Annotated in this window: 18 protein-coding genes; 8 read left to right on the top strand and 10 right to left on the bottom strand. The window is 63.5% G+C overall.

The features are described from left to right. Positions 1-2 precede the first annotated feature (2 nt). From AC0L14_RS07300 to bcoG, 3 genes are read right to left on the bottom strand one after another with little or no spacing between them, the layout of a single operon-like run. Positions 3-1,076, bottom strand: a complete 1,074-nt coding sequence (locus AC0L14_RS07300) for a 3-hydroxyacyl-CoA dehydrogenase NAD-binding domain-containing protein (protein WP_473749032.1) — start codon at positions 1,074-1,076, stop codon at positions 3-5. Beyond that, positions 1,073-1,702 carry an HD domain-containing protein gene (locus tag AC0L14_RS07305; protein WP_473484400.1) on the bottom strand — a complete coding sequence of 210 codons (630 nt, stop codon included), beginning with the start codon at positions 1,700-1,702 and terminating at the stop codon, positions 1,073-1,075. The genes AC0L14_RS07300 and AC0L14_RS07305 overlap by 4 nt, the downstream gene beginning before the upstream one ends. 28 nt (positions 1,703-1,730) lie before the next feature. Next, entirely contained in the window at positions 1,731-2,642 is a 912-nt protein-coding gene (gene bcoG / locus AC0L14_RS07310) for a 3-dehydrocarnitine:acetyl-CoA trimethylamine transferase BcoG (protein ID WP_473749033.1), read from the bottom strand. 109 nt (positions 2,643-2,751) lie between these two features. Between bcoG and AC0L14_RS07315 the strand changes: the two genes are divergently transcribed. Next, positions 2,752-3,732, top strand: a complete 981-nt coding sequence (locus tag AC0L14_RS07315; RefSeq protein ID WP_473484397.1) for a GlxA family transcriptional regulator — start codon at positions 2,752-2,754, stop codon at positions 3,730-3,732. 6 nt (positions 3,733-3,738) lie between these two features. Here the strand turns inward: AC0L14_RS07315 and AC0L14_RS07320 are convergent, their stop codons facing one another. Together AC0L14_RS07320 and xylA are read right to left on the bottom strand one after the other, a co-directional pair. Continuing rightward, positions 3,739-3,945 (bottom strand): hypothetical protein, encoded by a 207-nt coding sequence (locus AC0L14_RS07320; protein ID WP_473484395.1) that lies wholly within the window; start codon positions 3,943-3,945, stop codon positions 3,739-3,741. Positions 3,946-4,130: 185 nt separating this feature from the next. Next, positions 4,131-5,456, bottom strand: coding sequence for a xylose isomerase (gene xylA / locus AC0L14_RS07325; RefSeq protein ID WP_473484392.1), 1,326 nt, complete (start codon positions 5,454-5,456; stop codon positions 4,131-4,133). Positions 5,457-5,569: 113 nt separating this feature from the next. On the opposite strand from xylA, the gene AC0L14_RS07330 reads away from it, so the two are divergent. Continuing rightward, the gene (locus AC0L14_RS07330) at positions 5,570-5,932 is read left to right on the top strand and encodes a nuclear transport factor 2 family protein (protein WP_473484390.1); all 363 of its coding nucleotides are present in this window, start codon (positions 5,570-5,572) and stop codon (positions 5,930-5,932) included. A 305-nt stretch (positions 5,933-6,237) separates the two neighbouring features. Here AC0L14_RS07330 and xylB read toward each other — a convergent pair whose 3' ends face one another. The 3 genes from xylB to AC0L14_RS07345 all read right to left on the bottom strand — a co-directional run bounded on the left by xylB (position 6,238) and on the right by AC0L14_RS07345 (position 9,399). Next, complete coding sequence (gene xylB, locus AC0L14_RS07335) at positions 6,238-7,692, bottom strand: xylulokinase (protein WP_473749035.1); 1,455 nt, start codon at positions 7,690-7,692, stop codon at positions 6,238-6,240. A gap of 81 nt (positions 7,693-7,773) precedes the next feature. Next, positions 7,774-9,096 carry a tetratricopeptide repeat protein gene (locus AC0L14_RS07340; protein WP_473749036.1) on the bottom strand — a complete coding sequence of 441 codons (1,323 nt, stop codon included), beginning with the start codon at positions 9,094-9,096 and terminating at the stop codon, positions 7,774-7,776. Positions 9,097-9,234: 138 nt separating this feature from the next. After that, complete coding sequence (locus AC0L14_RS07345; protein ID WP_473749037.1) at positions 9,235-9,399, bottom strand: hypothetical protein; 165 nt, start codon at positions 9,397-9,399, stop codon at positions 9,235-9,237. 3 nt (positions 9,400-9,402) lie between these two features. Here AC0L14_RS07345 and AC0L14_RS07350 point away from each other — a divergent pair, with 3 nt between their 5' ends. Then, the gene (locus tag AC0L14_RS07350) at positions 9,403-9,747 is read left to right on the top strand and encodes a hypothetical protein (RefSeq protein ID WP_473749038.1); all 345 of its coding nucleotides are present in this window, start codon (positions 9,403-9,405) and stop codon (positions 9,745-9,747) included. A 33-nt stretch (positions 9,748-9,780) separates the two neighbouring features. Here the strand turns inward: AC0L14_RS07350 and AC0L14_RS07355 are convergent, their stop codons facing one another. Further along, entirely contained in the window at positions 9,781-10,404 is a 624-nt protein-coding gene (locus AC0L14_RS07355) for a LysE family translocator (RefSeq protein WP_473484387.1), read from the bottom strand. 207 nt (positions 10,405-10,611) lie between these two features. Between AC0L14_RS07355 and AC0L14_RS07360 the strand changes: the two genes are divergently transcribed. The 5 genes from AC0L14_RS07360 to AC0L14_RS07380 all read left to right on the top strand — a co-directional run bounded on the left by AC0L14_RS07360 (position 10,612) and on the right by AC0L14_RS07380 (position 15,309). Then, positions 10,612-11,385 carry a L,D-transpeptidase gene (locus AC0L14_RS07360; protein WP_473749039.1) on the top strand — a complete coding sequence of 258 codons (774 nt, stop codon included), beginning with the start codon at positions 10,612-10,614 and terminating at the stop codon, positions 11,383-11,385. 120 nt (positions 11,386-11,505) lie between these two features. After that, on the top strand, positions 11,506-12,672 hold the full coding sequence (locus AC0L14_RS07365) for a diphosphate--fructose-6-phosphate 1-phosphotransferase (protein ID WP_473526234.1): 1,167 nt from the start codon (positions 11,506-11,508) through the stop codon (positions 12,670-12,672). 16 nt (positions 12,673-12,688) lie between these two features. Further along, positions 12,689-13,414: an MBL fold metallo-hydrolase gene (locus tag AC0L14_RS07370; protein ID WP_473749041.1), complete on the top strand. Its 726-nt coding sequence runs from the start codon at positions 12,689-12,691 to the stop codon at positions 13,412-13,414. 540 nt (positions 13,415-13,954) lie between these two features. After that, positions 13,955-14,566, top strand: a complete 612-nt coding sequence (locus AC0L14_RS07375) for a molybdopterin-dependent oxidoreductase (protein ID WP_473526232.1) — start codon at positions 13,955-13,957, stop codon at positions 14,564-14,566. Next, positions 14,563-15,309 (top strand): FAD-binding oxidoreductase, encoded by a 747-nt coding sequence (locus AC0L14_RS07380; RefSeq protein ID WP_473526231.1) that lies wholly within the window; start codon positions 14,563-14,565, stop codon positions 15,307-15,309. Before AC0L14_RS07375 ends, AC0L14_RS07380 begins: the two co-directional genes overlap by 4 nt. A gap of 12 nt (positions 15,310-15,321) precedes the next feature. Here the strand turns inward: AC0L14_RS07380 and AC0L14_RS07385 are convergent. Further along, positions 15,322-15,620: 2Fe-2S iron-sulfur cluster-binding protein (locus tag AC0L14_RS07385; RefSeq protein WP_473749042.1), on the bottom strand; the 299-nt coding region annotated here is incomplete at its 5' end.

Consider the following 15,620-nt stretch of genomic DNA (forward strand, 5'->3'; position numbering starts at 1 on the left):
CCTCAGCCTTTCTTCTTTTTCTTCGGCTTTTCAGCCTTCGCCTTTTCGGCCGCCTTGGAAGTAGCGGGCTTCTCCGCCGCAAGCTTGGCGAGCTGCTTGGTATAGTCCTTGTGCAAGGCGCCGGCGCCCCAACCCTTGCCTTTGTTCTGCTTCGACAGCGCCTCCATGATCGCGACCAGATTGTCGTCGCGGATCTTTTCGAGCTCGCGGATTGACAGGCCATGTGCCTGGTCGTCCGACTGGGTGGCGATCAGGTCGACCAGCTCGTCGTTGAACTCCGGCACATCCATTAGCTTGGTCCATGGCCATTTCAGGCATGGCCCGAACTGCGCCATGAAATGGCGCATGCCGGCCTCGCCGCCGGCGACGCGGTAGACCTGGAACATGCCCATCTGCGCCCAGCGCAGGCCGAAGCCATAGCGCATGATGTCGTCGAGTTCCTCGACCGTGCAGATGCCGTCTTTTATCAGCCACAGCGCCTCGCGCCATGCCGCCTCCAGCAGGCGGTCGCCGACAAAAGCCTCGATCTCCTTGCGGATGACCACCGGCTTCATGCCAATCGAGGCGTACATCTCCTTGGCGACCTCGAGGGCCTCGGGGAAGGTCTGTTCGCCGCCGACGATCTCGACCAGAGGCAAGAGATAGACCGGGTTGAACGGATGGCCGACGACCAGCCGCTCCGGATGCTCCTTCATCGCCACCTGCATGTCGGTCGGCTTGATGCCGGAGGTCGAGGAGCCGACAATGGCGTTGGCCGGCGCATAAAGGTCGATCTCGGCCAGCACGCGGTGTTTCAGGTCGAGCCGTTCCGGCACGCTTTCCTGGATGAAATCGGCGTCGGCCACGGCATCGGCGATGGTCTTGGCAAAGGTCAGTTTGCCCTCTTTTGGCACGCCGCCGGGCAGCATCTGCTTGTAGGCGCGGCGCGCGCCTTTCATCACTTCGCCGACCTTGCGCGCGGCTTGGGGATCGGGATCGAAGATCGACACGTCGATGCCGTTCAAGAGCAGGCGCGCGACCCAGCCGGCGCCGATGACGCCGCCGCCGATGGCAGCCGCCTTGGTGATGATGCTCATGCGGAGGCTCCGGTTCTTGTCCTGGCTACTTTGGAATCGATGAGGGGCACGCGTTCGCCGGCACGGATCACTGTGGCGTCATAGGCTCTGCGCGCGAACACTTCGAGCACGAAGGGCCGGAAGAAGTCGATCGGCAACGTCTCGTAATCCGGATCGAAGCTCGACTGATCCCAGCGCTCACAGAACTGGTCGCAATCGTCGAAATAAAGGTGGCCGGCGAAACGGTCGCGCGCATGGGGATTGCCGCCGAGATGGTGGGCATAATAGAGGCGCTGGAAGTCGCCGTGCTTTTCCACCACCCAGGTGCACTGCTCGCGCACGAAAGGTTTTAGGATCGAAGCTGCATATTCGTCGTGATTGTACGGTGCGTAGATGTCGCCGATGTCGTGCAGCAACGCGCAGGCAAGCCAGTCGGTGTCGGCGCCGTCGCGCCATGCGCGCGTCGCCGCCTGCAGCGAATGACCGAGCCGGGTGATCTTATAGCCGGAGAGGCCTTCGTCGAGTTGGATAAGCGCGTCAAGCAGCCGTTCGCCGGTCTTCGCCGCATAGTCGATCTCGTGCTCGGTGAGGAAGGCGTAATCGTCGCGGTCGCCGTCCTTCATCGCGGTGAATTTCACGGTCTTCATCGGCGGCTCCTCCCTACCGATTGCTTGTTCAAAGCGGCGCGCGCTTCGTCAGGTTGAGCTTCTTGCGCACCTCATCCGGGCCGATGACCCTTGCGCCCATGTTCGACACGATGCTGACCGCCCGCTCGACCAGCTGCGCATTGGTCGCCAGCACGCCCTTGTCGAGCCAGAGACTGTCCTCGAGCCCGACGCGGACATTGCCGCCGGCCAGCACCGCAGCGGCGGCGTAGGCCATCTGGTTGCGGCCGATAGAAAACGCCGACCAATTCCAGTTCGACGGCACGTTGTTGACCATGGCCATGAAGGTGTTGAGATCATCAGGCGCGCCCCATGGCACGCCCATGCACAATTGCACGAGCGCGTCCGGATCCAGTACCTTTTCCTCGACCAATTGCTTGGCAAACCACAGATGGCCGGTGTCGAAGGCCTCGATCTCCGGTTTGACGCCGAGCGCCGTCATCATTGCGCCCATGGCGCGCAGCATGCCGGGCGTGTTGGTCATAACATAGTCGGCTTCGGCGAAATTCATCGTCCCGCAGTCGAGCGTGCAGATCTCCGGCAGGCACTGGCGCACATGTTCCACGCGGTTGCTCGCGCCGCCCATATCGGTGGCTTTCTCGTTCAGCGGCAGTGGGTTTTCCGGCGAACCGAACACCATATCGCCGCCCATGCCGGCGGTCAGGTTCAGCACCACGTCGACGTCTGCCGCGCGGATGCGCTCGGTTACCTCGCGATAAAGCTGCACGTCGCGGCGCGGCTTGCCGGTTTCGGGATCGCGCACGTGGCAGTGGACGATCGCCGCACCCGCCTTTGCCGCATCGATGGCCGAATCGGCGATCTGCTTGGGCGAACGCGGCACATGCGGGCTTCGATCTTGCGAGCTGCCGGACCCGGTCACGGCACAGGTTATGAAAACCTCACGGTTCATTGCAAGCGGCATCGGACTCTCCCAATCGGCACAGACGGCTCCGATCAAACATGGGCTCGATCGAACAGATGGCAACAATGCCTGACTTGCCGGACACTGTTTTGCGTTTTACGAAGAGCGTATGATGAAAACCGAAAAGCCTTCGATCTTTCGCGCCGAGCGCTCGCCGCTCAAGGTGACGCTGCTGGTGTTTTCCGGTTCGTCAATCATGTGCGTGGCATCGGCCGTCGATCCGCTGCGTGCCGCCAACCGTATTGCCGGCGAGACGCTGTTCGATTTCAGGCTGGTCTCGGTGACCGGCGAAGCGCCAGTCACCACATGCGGCCTGCCGGTTGCGGTCAGCGGCCGCTTCGATGCGGCGGATACAACCGATATGCTTGTCGTCGTCGCCGGTTTCGGCACGCAGAACTATGCCACGTCGGCCCTGCTTTCCGGCCTGCGCCGTGCGGCGCGCGCCGCGCGCGCCTGCGGCGGCGTCGAAGCCGGCACCTGGCTTGTGGCCCGCGCCGGCCTGCTGGAAGGGCGCAGCGCCACCACCCATTGGGAGGACATGGAGGATTTCTCGTCGGCCTTTCCCGGCGTCGATGTACGCCCCGACCGCTACGTCATCGACGGGCCGGTCTTCACTTCGGGCGGCGCCTCGCCGACCTTCGACCTGATGCTGCATCTGATCCGCACGCGGCTCGGCATGGCCGTCGCGCTCGATGTGGCAAGTGTCTTCATCTACGACCAGGCGCGGGCGGCGACCGATGCGCAACCGCTGGTCTCGCTCGGCCGCCTCGACGGCTACGATCCGCGGCTGGCGCAAGCCATCCGGCTGATGGAAGCGCATGTCGACCAGCCGCTGACCATCGCCGCGGTGGCGAAGCGCGCCGGGGTGACGGCAAGAACGCTGGAAAGCATCTTTCGCAAGTCGATCGGCGAGACGCCGGGCGCTTATTATCTCAGGCTGCGGCTGGGTGCCGCGCGCCGGCTGGTGGTCGACACGCGCGTGGCCATGGCCGACATTGCCGGGCGAACAGGGTTCTCGTCCGCCGCGGCATTTTCCAGGGCGTTTTCCAGAGCTTTCGGCGAAGCGCCGGTCAGGCTGCGTAGGGGATAGTCGGGATTAGGCAGCGTCCTTGCGGTCGCCTTTGCCGTCGATCTGCGAGCGCATCTGTCTCGCAAGATGGGTCTCAAAGCGGCTGGCGACCGCGCGATCCCATTCGTTTGCACTGCGCGCACCATGTTTTGGATGCGGCAGCGCCATCAGCCGGTCGATGATCGATCCCTCGCCAGATGAGAGCAGGGCGTCGATTTCGCGTTCGTGCTGCATATCGTTTCGCCTCCTTCTTTCTGTTCCCGCCACGAACCACACTATACCGGATTCGTGACGGCTGTTTGAAGGCAAGAGCGAGGCGATTGAGGGGCGGTGCGAGGCAAAACCTTGTCATCGGTTCCGCCTTCGCGCAAAGCTGTTCCGGGCAGGCGGATCGGTCAAAGACCCGCCGGTGCGACACCTCAGACGTACCGGTTGACGATATTCTCGAGCAGTTCCTGGCGGCCGGATCTGGGCTGCGGCTCGATCTTCTTCTTGACGACGCGCTCGGCGATCTCCTCCAGCGTCCGCTTGCCGGCAAGCATCGCCTTGGCCTCGGCGGAGTTCCAGCCGGCATAGCGCTCGGCCAGCGGGGCGGATAGCGCCTTGTCCTCGACCATGCGGGCGGCGGCCTTGAGGCCGCGTGCACAGCAATCCATGCCGCCGATATGGCCAATCAGCAGATCCTGCGGATCGAGCGATTGCCGGCGCAGCTTGGCATCGAAATTGGTGCCGCCGGACTTGAAGCCGCCGGCCTGCAAGACCTGGTAATAGGCAAGCGTCATCTCCGGCACGTTGTTGGGGAACTGGTCGGTGTCCCAGCCCGACTGGTAGTCGTTGCGGTTCATGTCGATCGAGCCGAAGATGCCGAGCGCATTGGCCAGCGCCAGCTCATGCTCGAAGGAATGGCCGGCCAGGATCGCATGGCCCTGCTCGATGTTGAGCTTGACCTCCTTCTCCAAGCCGAAGCGTTTCAGGAAGCCGTAGACCGTGGCGACGTCATAGTCGTACTGGTGCTTTGTCGGCTCCTGCGGCTTCGGCTCGATCAGGATGGTGCCCTTGAAGCCGATCCGGTGCTTGTAGTCGACGACCAGGTTGAGGAAGCGACCGGCCTGCTCCTGCTCGCGGGCAAGGTCGGTGTTGAGCAGCGTCTCATAGCCCTCGCGTCCGCCCCACAGCACATAGTTCTCGCCCTTCAGCCGCTTGGTGACGTCGATGCAGTGCTTCACCGTCGCTGCCGCATAGGCAAACACGTCCGGATCGGGATTGGTGGCGGCGCCCGACATGAAGCGGCGGTTGGAGAACAGGTTGGCCGTGCCCCAAAGCAGCTTGACGCCGGTCTGCTTCATCTTCGTCGCAAAATAATCTGATATCTCGTCGAGGCGCGCGGCACTTTCGGAAAAATCTTTTCCTTCCGGCCGCACATCGGCATCGTGGAAGCAGAAGTAGGGTGCGCCGAGCAGCGCAAACATCTCGAAGGCGACATCGGCCTTGAGCTTGGCCAGTTCCATCGTGTCGGTGCCGCCAGCCTTGGCAAACCACGGCCGATCGAAAGTCTGGCCGCCGAACGGATCTCCGCCCGGCCAGGCGAACGAATGCCAGTAGGCGACGGCAAAGCGCAGATGGTCTTCCAGCCGCTTGCCGGCGACAATTTCATCGGGATTGTAGAAGCGGTAGGCCAGCGGATTGGTCGAATCTGGCCCCTCGTATTTGATCTTTTGGATGTCGCCGAAAAACCCACTGGTCATGATTGTCTGTCCTCTCGCATGGTTCTGTCCTGATTACCTCAGGCGTAATTGGTTTCGCGCTGGCGCTGGATGAAAACGGTCATGTCAAAGCCACTCAACAAAGGAGACAGACCATGACCGACCTCAACACGATCGCCGAAAACTACATCGCCGCCTGGAACGAGAGCGAGGCCGCGCGCCGGACTGCCTTGCTCAAGGCGACCTTCACCGAAGACGTCAGCTATCGTGACCCGATCGTGCAGGGCGACGGCCATGATGGCATCGCCGCGCTCATCGATGGTGTCCAAAAACGTTTTGCCGGCTTCCGGTTCTCGCTGAAGGGCAAGCCGGACGGGTTTGGCGACACGATCCGCTTCTCGTGGAATCTCGGGCCGGAAGGCACTGATTCCGTTATCGAAGGCACCGACATCGGCGTCATGGAGAATGGCCGCCTGAAAAGCGTCACCGGCTTTCTCGACAAGGTTCCGGCACAATGAAGACTTCGTGGCGAGACGGGGGCGACACACCCCCCTCTGGCCTGCCGGCCATCTCCCCCTCAAGGGCAGCCCCCTCAAGGGCAGCCCCCTCATCCGGCCGCTTCGCGGCCACCTTCTCCCCGCTGGGGAGAAGAGGCTGGCGCCAAGGTCGGCGATCTCCTCTCCCCCCGGGGAGAGGTCGAATTGCCCCGAATTGCTCTTCGCAATTCGGTTGGCAATCCGGGTGAGGGGGCGCTTGCCTAAAAGCCATAGCCATACCCTTGAGGGGGAGATGGCCGGCAGGCTAGAGGCGGCTAAACCCTCGCTCATGCGGTCGCAGCCTTGATGGCTGGGTAAAGCAAGCGATAGCGCTGATAAGCATCCGCATAGGCGTTGCTTAGCGCGGCGACCGGTTCGATGGTGGCATCGGTGGCTGGCGCCGTGCACACTCTGAGCGGATCGGCGCCCGTCGCCGCGATCATGCCGAGCCGGGACGCACCGAAGGCAGCGCCGAAATCGCCATCGGCCGGGATGTCGACGGGCAGGCCGAGCGCGGTGGCGATTGCCTTCAGCCAATAGCGCGAGCGCGAGCCGCCGCCGATCGCCGTCACTCGTGTCAGCGTCGTGCCGGCCTTGGCCAGGGCTTCGAGACTGTCGCGAAAGGCGAAAGCCACGCCCTCCAGCACGGCCTGGGTCAACACGGCGCGGCTCGATTCATGCGCAAGCCCAGTAAACGAGCCGCGAATGGCCGAATCATTGTGGGGCGTGCGCTCGCCGGAGAGATAGGGCAGGAAGGACACGCCGGTCGGCGCCTTCAGCGTATCGCCGAGCTCGGCGGTCAGCTCGCCGGCGCCTTTCCCTGATATCTCCGACAGCCAGTTGACCGAATCGGTTGCCGACAGGATGACGCCCATCTGGTGCCAGGTGTCGGGCAGCGCGTGGCAGAACGTGTGCACCGCGCTTTCCGGGTTTGGCAGATAAGACGCATTGGCGGCGAACAGCACGCCTGACGTGCCAAGCGAGACGAAGGCCTGGCCGGCTGCCACCGTGCCCATGCCGCAGGCCGAGGCCGCATTGTCGCCGGCGCCGCCGGCGATCGGGATGCCGGCCTGCATCCCCCATTTCGAGGCCAATTCGCTGCGCAAGGCGCCGGCCTTCTCAGTGCCTTCGACCAGCGACGGCATCTGCCCTTCATCGAGCGACGTCGCGGAAAGCAGGTCGGTTGACCAGTCTCGCTTGCCGACATCGAGCCAGGACGTGCCTGCCGAGTCCGACATCTCAGAAATATGCTCGCCGGAGAGCCAGAGCCGCAGGAAATCCTTCGGCAGCAGGACCTTCGCCACTTTGTAGAAAATATCCGGCTCGTTGTTTTTCACCCAGACCAGTTTTGGTGCGGTGAAACCGGGGAAGACGATGTTGCCGGTGAGCTTGCGAAAACGCGGATCGGCGTCGAGCTTGGCCGCCTCGGCATGGCTGCGCGTGTCGTTCCAGAGGATGCAGGGGCGCAGCACCTGGTCGCCGGCATCGAGCAAGGTGGCGCCGTGCATCTGGCCGGAGAGGCCTATGCCTTTGACCGCGGCAAGTTCTTTCGAATGGGAAACCTTGAGCTCGGCGATCGCGTCCTCGCAGGCGCGGATCCACTCGGTGGGGTTCTGCTCGGACCAGCCGGGATGCGGCCGCGACACGTCGAGCGACGCGTGGCCGGAGCCGATGATGGTCTGCCCGGCATCGATCAAAAGCGCCTTGACGCCCGACGTGCCCAGATCGAGGCCGAGATACATGGTGTCCTCCCACTGCCATTAATTTTTTCGGATCTCGAAAAAATCTGACTTGGCAGTTTTTAAGACAAGATCCGCCTCCGGTCAATTCTCCGACAAATCGGCAGCCCGCCGCGAAAGCAGCGCCGACAGCGGGCTGTCCGGCCGCGCCAGCGCGCGTTCCGCGGCAAGCGCCCGTGCCAGCGCATGGTCGCCGGAACGCAGCGCCGCCTCGATCAGCGTCAGGTCGATGACGTCGCGTTGCGCGTGGCTGCCGCCGAAGCGGTGGGCGATCACCCGGATTGGCCGGATCAGGCCCACCGTCTCGGTGTAGTTGCCATCGCCGAATGCCTTGATGGCGAGCGTGAGGGGATGGCCGACATCCCGGGTGAAAGCGGCGTTGTCGTCGTTGCCATGCATGGCCTCGCGCTGCGCCTCGAGCAAGGTGCGAACCGGCGCTTCTTGGCCGGCGCCGACGAAAGCCATCATTGCATGGGCATCGTTGAAGGCATAGTTGCCGGCGCCGGCCTTGGCCCAGTTGGCGGCAAGTGCTGCCCAGCGGGCGCCGACATCGATGCCGCCGAGATGCAGTCGCCACAGGATAGCCGAGGCATCGACCATGTTGAGCGCCAGCGTCGAGCGCTCGCCGTAGATCGGGCCGTCATAGAGCGCCAGCACGTCGCCGGTCTCGCCGAGATCGTAGTGGAACAGCGCCAGATGCCACCAATTGTGCACCTGCAGGAAGCTTTCCAGCGTCCACGCTTCCGGGTTGGCGCGCATCCATGCGATGCCGTCCCTTTGCCGGCTCTGCATTTCCATGACATGAGCGACGGCGTGCTGCGCCCAGCCGTCGCGCGGCTCGATGTCGACTGCTGCGCGGCCAAGCTTTTCGGCGCGCGCATAGTCGCCCATCTCCTCCAGCCCGAAGGCCTGCATGCCGAGTATGGCGTGGTAGCCCGGCATGCCGCTTTGCCACGACGGCAGCGCGCGGCCGATGCGGTCGCGCAGCATGCGGGCATTGCCGGTGAAGAAATCGATCTGGTGCCCGGTCTGCAGCGCCAGCGCATCGAGCGGAAACTCGATGGCGATATCCTCGAGCAGACGGGCGGCTTCATGCCAGCGTCCTCCGGCAAGATGGCCAAGTGCTGCGACATGCGCCTGCTCGCGCGGTGTGGCGGCAAGCGGCAGTGCCACCTCGTGGCATGTCCTGGCCACGGCTGTCGCCTCGCGCTCGGTGGCGAGGCCGAAGAGATAGCCCTTGAACACATGCGCCATAACGAAACCGGGATCCTCGGCGATGGCGCAGTCGACCGAGGCGATCGGATCGCCGATGAAGCACTGCAGTTCGCGCACGGCCTGGCTGTAGGACGAGAACCCGGCCTCGGTCGCGCCCGAAAACGTCAGGCCGAATGCGTCCCTGACTGCCATGGGTCACCCATCGACGACCACACAATTTGTGGATCCGATCTTACAACATTAGCGGTCGGCGCGCTAATCAGGTCTGGGCCGGCAGCAGCTGCGGATTTCAGCAAATATGTAGGCGACGGGATTGACTCTTTGGCAAGGTCACCTGGAGATATCAAGCAGGCTTTGAAAGCCCTTCGCAACGACTTTTTTAGGTGTCACTACCAAATCTGTGACGGCGCAGGCCGAGGCGTTGAAAAGGTAAGGGTAATGATAGCGATAGGGAATCAATTTGGCGGCCCAGAACAGCGCGGCAGCCTCGTCCACTCAATGCTCAACAAGGCAATGAACGTCGCCGCCGATGTCCGTGATGCGAGTTATAACGATGGTACCGAGGCATGGATAAATCCGATTTTCATTCTGCCTGGCTCGGTCAGTAAGCCTGAGTTTGAGGGCTACAAGCTCGGCCACTTCTCTCGAGAGCAGAAAGGCTTGGTGGTGATGATCGCCGTTCCGCAGCCCGTCGCCAATGGTGAGGATATAGCTGGCTTTGTGGGCATGTCGTTGCGCGAAGCTGTGCGGCTTGCTGCCGCCTATTTTCCTGAAAAGGGCATCAGCTTCTCGACGCTGAAAGCCGAGAAGATCATCCTGGCGATCGAGGCGGCCCTCGAGTAAGCATCTGGCTCTCGCAGGCGAATTTCGTCTGCTCTAATTGCCCGAGCGCATCGCCACCGTGGCGATGCCGGCGCCGACCAGCAGCGTGCCGCCGGTGCGGTTGAAGATGCGGATCGCCCGGGGATTACGCACGACGTTGCGCGCCCTTGCCGCGATCAGCGCGTAGCCGAAGGCATTGGCGAAGGCGAGCGCCAGGAAGGTCGTTTCGAAGATCAGCATCTGCGTCCAGAAATCGGCGTGCCGGTCGAGGAACTGCGGCAGGAAGGCGACGAAGAAGGTGATGCTTTTCGGGTTGAGCGCGGTGACCAGCCAGGCATGCGCCATCATCTTGGCCGAGGACACCGCGTCCAGGCGCGGCTCGGCCTTGAGCGTGCCACCGGCGCGAAACAGCTTTACGCCGAGATAGATCAGATAGCCGGCGCCGATCACCTTCAGCACGGTGAACACGGTGGCCGACGCCGCCAGCAGTGCGCCGATGCCCAGCATCGACAGCGTCATCGCCGTAAAATCGCCAAACGCCACGCCAACCGCCATCGGCAGCGCGGTGCGCCAGCCCTGGCCGAGCGCATAGGACACGACCAGAAGGATGGTCGGGCCGGGAATGACAAGAAGGATCGTCGAGGCGGCGGCAAAGGCGGCCCAGTTTTCGAAGGACATGTTCGTCTCCTTGAGCTCAAAGAAGAGGATAAATCCTTGGGCTCGCAAAGATGTAAAGGGGCTGCATCGAAAATGTGCGGCGCGACGGCTCGGCCAGGAGGTTAAGGTAGGGCAAGATGTCTTCACGCTTTTTCAACTATGATTGGTGAAAATGCATCCTATCCGGCCGGGACCGTGTTTCCCGCCGACAGCGTAGGGTTTGGGTAGATGCGTGAGTTGCCGCGAGGTCTGACGCCGCCGTACGACGGCGACGCCATCGACATCGAAATTTCCGAAAACCAGCTTTCCCGCCGCGCGGTGTTGTCCGGCGCCGGTGCCATGGCGTTGCTCGGCGTCGCCGGCTGCAGCCAGACGCTCGACCTGTCGGCGCTGCAACTCGACGGCGTCACAACCGGCGCGATCACCCCCATCCGCCCGAGCATCAGCGTCGATAAGAACATCACCAGCCCTGGTGTGATGTATGCCTCCGTCACCGACGGCGGCTTCACGCTGCCGGAAGTGCCCTACCTCAAGGTCAAGCCGGAGTTCCGCCGCCAGATCGTCGTCGACCCGACCGGCGAGCAGCCCGGCACCATCGTCGTCCATTCCCAGGAGCGGCTGCTCTATCTGGTGCAGCCCGGCGGTGACGCGATCCGTTACGGCGTCGGCATCGGCAAGGAAGGCTTCCGCTGGTCCGGCCGCGCCAACATCCAGTACGGCAAGGAATGGCCGACCTGGAGGCCGCCGGCCGAGATGATCGCCCGCAAGCCGGAACTGGTGAAATGGCAGGCCGGGCAGCCCGGCGGCCTCGACAACCCACTCGGCGCGCGCGCGCTGTACATCTACCAGAACGGCCAGGACACCGGCTACCGCATCCACGGCTCGCCCGAATGGTGGAGCATCGGCCAGGCGATGTCGTCGGGCTGCGTTCGCCTGATCAACCAGGACGTCATAGACCTCTACAGCCGCGTCTCGAGGAAGAACCCGGTCGTCGTCGTCTGACTCTCCCGGTTGTCGTCTGACCTGATAGCGCGGCCGGCGCGGCTGCTCGACTCTCCCGTTGCGTGATCTCGCAAGACAGGCGAATGTGCCTGCAAAGCCACTGCTCGGGAGACGTGAAGCATGTCCGGAACTTTTGTGATCGCGCAAGGCGGCGGTCCGACTGCCGTCATCAACCAAACGATGGTGGGCGCCGCGCTCGAAATCCGCAAGCGGCATCCCGGCGCCAAGGTCCTGGGCTCGATCCATGGCGTGCGCGGCATTCGTGACGGCAACTATGTCGATCTCTCAGCCATTCCGGAGGATCGGCTGCGGCTGATTGCGGCAACGCCGAGCGCCGCGCTTGGCTCGACCCGCGACAAGCCGGATGACGCCTATTGCGAGATCATCCTCAACGGCTTGAAGAAGGCCGGCGCCGACGCCTTCATCTATATCGGCGGCAACGACACGTCGGGCACGCAGCAGATCCTGACCGACGCCGCCGGCGGCAAGATGGCTTTCGTCCATGCGCCGAAAACCATCGACAACGATCTCGAGGAGAACGACCACACGCCCGGCTTCATTTCGGCAGCCGAGTTCGTCGCCGGCGCCTTTCTCTCGGTCGACCTCGACTTCCGTGCTCTGCCCGGCATCTATGTCGGCATCGTCATGGGGCGGCATGCCGGTTTCCTCACCGCCGCCGCCGCCGCATGGCAGCTTGATCCCGACAGCGGCCCGCATCTCGTCTATGTGCCGGAGCGCCCGTTCTCGGCCGCGGCCTTCATCGACGATGTTCGCGCCACGCTCGACCGCCACAAGCGCTGCATCGTCGCCGTGTCCGAAGGCGTCAGCACCGCCGACGGCAAGGCGCTGGTCGAAAGCCTTGTGCCGCCGGACAAACTGGAGCGCGATGCGCATGGCAACGTCAAGCTGTCGGGCAGCGACCTGCCGGCCGCCCTCGAGCGCGCCCTGGCCGAAGGATTGCCGGGCAAGCGGGCGCGAGTCGATGCGCTCGGCTACATGCCGCGCGGCTATGTCGGCGCCATCAACGCCGTCGATGCGCAGGAAGCCTTCGATGCCGGCGTCTTTGCGGTCGCTGTCGCCGAACAGGGCGGCGGCTCGGTGGCGCTGCAATATGACGGCAAGAAAACCGTGCTGAACAAGGTGCCGCTGAAAAACGTCGCCGGCAAGACGCGCCACATGCCAGACGATTTCATGCTGCCTGAGGTCAACCAGCTCTCCGATGCGGGAATGGCCTATCTGAAGCGGCTGGTCCCCGAAAAATATAAGGTTGGAAAACCGTTCGTCTGATGCCGGGTCTCTTCTGATGCTTGACTGGTTCAGCAGAACAGCAGTTGACGCCGCTACAACAATGCTGACCGAGCCGTTCGTGCATGATTTCGTGCGCGCCAACATCTGGCATCTGCGCGGCCGCGACGTCGACCTGCTTGTCGACACCGGCATGGGCATCCGCCCGCTGGCGCCGGAGATCGACACGCCTGATGGCAAGCCGCTGCTCGTCGTCGCCACCCACATCCATCTCGACCATGTCGGCTCGCTGCACGAATTCCCGCTGCGGGCCGGGCCCAGGATGAGTGCCGCGTATTTCGACAGCATGGACGAGGCGGTCACCTACGCCCACATGTTTCACGATCTCGACGGCGCCGTCTCCAAGCTGCCGGCGTCGGGCTGGAAAGCAGCCGATTACAAGATTCCGCCGGCCCCGCTGACGCGGACACTCGACGAGGGCGATCTGGTCGATCTCGGCGACCGGCAATTCCGCGTGCTGCATCTGCCTGGCCATTCGTCCGATTCGATCGCACTGTTCGATGAGGCCGACGGCCTGCTCTTCGCCGGCGACGCCATCTACGACGCGATGCTGATCGACGACCTGCCGGACTCCGACAGGGGCGCTTACCGCCGCACCATGCAGCGGCTGCTCGACCTGCCGATCCGCATCGGCCATGGCGGCCATGGCCCAAGCTTCGACGCCAAACGGATGCGCGAAATCGCCAGCGGCTATCTCAGGCGGACAGACGGGATCGGCGCATAGGAGGCTTCGATGACCGGCAGGATAGAGGCGGGAAGATATGCGAGCTCGTGATCCCTGTCAGCAATTTTGTTCTTGCTTTGTGCCGGCACCTATGTTATCGATTTCCGCATGGTGCTGATCGCGCCAACAACCCGCCGTAAGGCGGTTTTTTGTTTCAGGGTCGGCGCCATTCCCCTCATCAGGGGTTCAAATGCAGCGAGCTGGCGACACCGACCCATTAGATTAAATCTTCGCCATCCGCACAGCAGGGCCCTCGTGCTTCTGCGATCGGCTTCGGTCTGATGGACGTAACGCCGATGTCCGACAGGCGATGAACCTGACGCCCAACCAGGGCGGCGCGCTGGTCGAGAGCGTCGATCCTGACAAGGCGGCATCGGCTTCCGGCATTCAGGCCGGCGCCGCTGCGGATGGTGGCAAGCTCGAGAGGCTGAGAGCAAGCTTGGTCGCAGGTTCCGCCAAAAAAATCTGGTTGCCCGCCAGAGTATCTTTGACAACATTGGTGAAGGCCGACAGGCGGCCTGATGAAAACGGATTGTCTCGATGGTCACCCGCGGCTTCTTTTCAGGACGAAAGCCCCCGACGGATACGGATGCGCGTATCCCGCCGGGGCAGTATCTCGAGCAAGGGTTTCCGGTGCTGTCGGCCGGGCCGACGCCGCGCGTGAGCACCGAGGACTGGTCGTTCACGCTCAAGCACGGACCGCGGCCGATCAAGAAGTGGAACTGGACAGAGTTCAACGCGCTGCCTTTGACCAAGATGACCCGCGACATCCATTGCGTGACCGCATGGACCAAGTTCGACACGGCGTGGCAGGGTGTGCTGGTCGACGATATTCTGGCGGATGCCGGCATCGAGCCACCAACGGCCTTCACGCTGGCGCTGTCCTTCGACGGCTACACCACCAACGTGCCGACGAAGGATCTCACCGCCGGCAAGGCGATGGTGGCACTGATTTACGAAGGCAAGCCGATCACGCCGGACCACGGCGGCCCGGCGCGGCTGCTGGTTCCGCATCTCTATTTCTGGAAGTCGGCCAAATGGCTGAATGGGCTGCAGTTTACCGAGCGCGACGAGCCCGGATTCTGGGAGTTGCGCGGTTATCACATCTATGGCGACCCGTGGCGCGAGCAGCGCTATACGGGCGATCCATGAGCGACGCGCCGGCGGCGCAGTCGCCTTGGCAGACGGTCACCATCAGCCGCATCGAAAAGCGCACGCCGCGCGTCACCAGCTTTTTCCTCGAGCCGTCGCGGCCGTTCGCCTATCGTGCCGGGCAGCATGTCGACGTCAGGCTGACGGCGCCGGACGGCTATCAGGCGCGCCGTTCCTACTCCATCGCCTCGGCGCCTGACGCCGGCGAGACGATCGAACTGGCGATCGAAAGGCTCGACGATGGCGAGATCTCGCCCTTCTTCCACGATATCGCGGCGGTCGGCGATGAGGTCGAGCTGCGCGGACCGCTCGGCGGCCACTTCGTCTGGTCCGACAGCGACGGCGGCCCGCTTCTGCTGGTCGGCGGTGGGTCCGGCGTGGTGCCGCTGATGGCGATGATCCGCCATCGTGCCGCGCGCAAATCGACGGTGCCCGCGGCGTTGGTGTTTTCCGCACGGATCTGGGACGAGGTGATCTTTCGCGACGAACTGATCGACTTCCATGATCGCCGGGACGGCTTCGATCTGGTGTTGGCGTTGACCCGCGAGCCGGCCCGGCGCCCGGCGGACTATTCGCGGCGGATCGACGTTGTGATGATAGAGCAATCGATGGTGCGGCTGCCCGCGCCGCCAAGGTTCGCCTTTGTCTGCGGCTCGAATGCCTTCGTGTCGGCCGCCGCCCAGGCGCTGATCGATGCCGGCGTTCCGGCAAGCCTCATCCGCACCGAACGCTACGGGGTTTAAGCGCCTCGCCGGTCAGGCCTCGATCTCGAGCGCCGTCAGTGGTTTCGAACAGCAGGCAAGGATGAAGCCATCATCGATCTCGTGATCGAGGATGCCGCCATTGTGGCTAATCTCGACTGTGCCCGAGACCTTTTTCACCTTGCAGGTTCCACACAGGCCGAACTCGCAGGCCGCCGGGATGCGCACGCCCGAAGCGCGCGCCGTCTGCAGCACGGTCTGGCCGGCAACGCATTCGGCGTCGATATCCGAAAGTGAAAAGCGGATCGGCGTTGCAGCTTCGGCAGGTATCTCAAGCCCGCCCTCTGCCGGCC

It is taken from the genome of Mesorhizobium sp. WSM4841, from assembly GCF_055811515.1.

Bases quoted from the DNA above. Each gene is read 5' to 3' on its own strand.
- AC0L14_RS07300 (WP_473749032.1), bottom strand. From the start codon at position 1,076: ATGAGCATCATCACCAAGGCGGCTGCCATCGGCGGCGGCGTCATCGGC.
- AC0L14_RS07305 (WP_473484400.1), bottom strand. From the start codon at position 1,702: ATGAAGACCGTGAAATTCACCGCGATGAAGGACGGCGACCGCGACGAT.
- bcoG (WP_473749033.1), bottom strand. From the start codon at position 2,642: ATGCCGCTTGCAATGAACCGTGAGGTTTTCATAACCTGTGCCGTGACC.
- AC0L14_RS07315 (WP_473484397.1), top strand. From the start codon at position 2,752: ATGATGAAAACCGAAAAGCCTTCGATCTTTCGCGCCGAGCGCTCGCCG.
- AC0L14_RS07320 (WP_473484395.1), bottom strand. From the start codon at position 3,945: ATGCAGCACGAACGCGAAATCGACGCCCTGCTCTCATCTGGCGAGGGA.
- xylA (WP_473484392.1), bottom strand. From the start codon at position 5,456: ATGACCAGTGGGTTTTTCGGCGACATCCAAAAGATCAAATACGAGGGG.
- AC0L14_RS07330 (WP_473484390.1), top strand. From the start codon at position 5,570: ATGACCGACCTCAACACGATCGCCGAAAACTACATCGCCGCCTGGAAC.
- xylB (WP_473749035.1), bottom strand. From the start codon at position 7,692: ATGTATCTCGGCCTCGATCTGGGCACGTCGGGCGTCAAGGCGCTTTTG.
- AC0L14_RS07340 (WP_473749036.1), bottom strand. From the start codon at position 9,096: ATGGCAGTCAGGGACGCATTCGGCCTGACGTTTTCGGGCGCGACCGAG.
- AC0L14_RS07350 (WP_473749038.1), top strand. From the start codon at position 9,403: ATGCTCAACAAGGCAATGAACGTCGCCGCCGATGTCCGTGATGCGAGT.
- AC0L14_RS07355 (WP_473484387.1), bottom strand. From the start codon at position 10,404: ATGTCCTTCGAAAACTGGGCCGCCTTTGCCGCCGCCTCGACGATCCTT.
- AC0L14_RS07360 (WP_473749039.1), top strand. From the start codon at position 10,612: ATGCGTGAGTTGCCGCGAGGTCTGACGCCGCCGTACGACGGCGACGCC.
- AC0L14_RS07365 (WP_473526234.1), top strand. From the start codon at position 11,506: ATGTCCGGAACTTTTGTGATCGCGCAAGGCGGCGGTCCGACTGCCGTC.
- AC0L14_RS07370 (WP_473749041.1), top strand. From the start codon at position 12,689: ATGCTTGACTGGTTCAGCAGAACAGCAGTTGACGCCGCTACAACAATG.
- AC0L14_RS07375 (WP_473526232.1), top strand. From the start codon at position 13,955: ATGGTCACCCGCGGCTTCTTTTCAGGACGAAAGCCCCCGACGGATACG.
- AC0L14_RS07380 (WP_473526231.1), top strand. From the start codon at position 14,563: ATGAGCGACGCGCCGGCGGCGCAGTCGCCTTGGCAGACGGTCACCATC.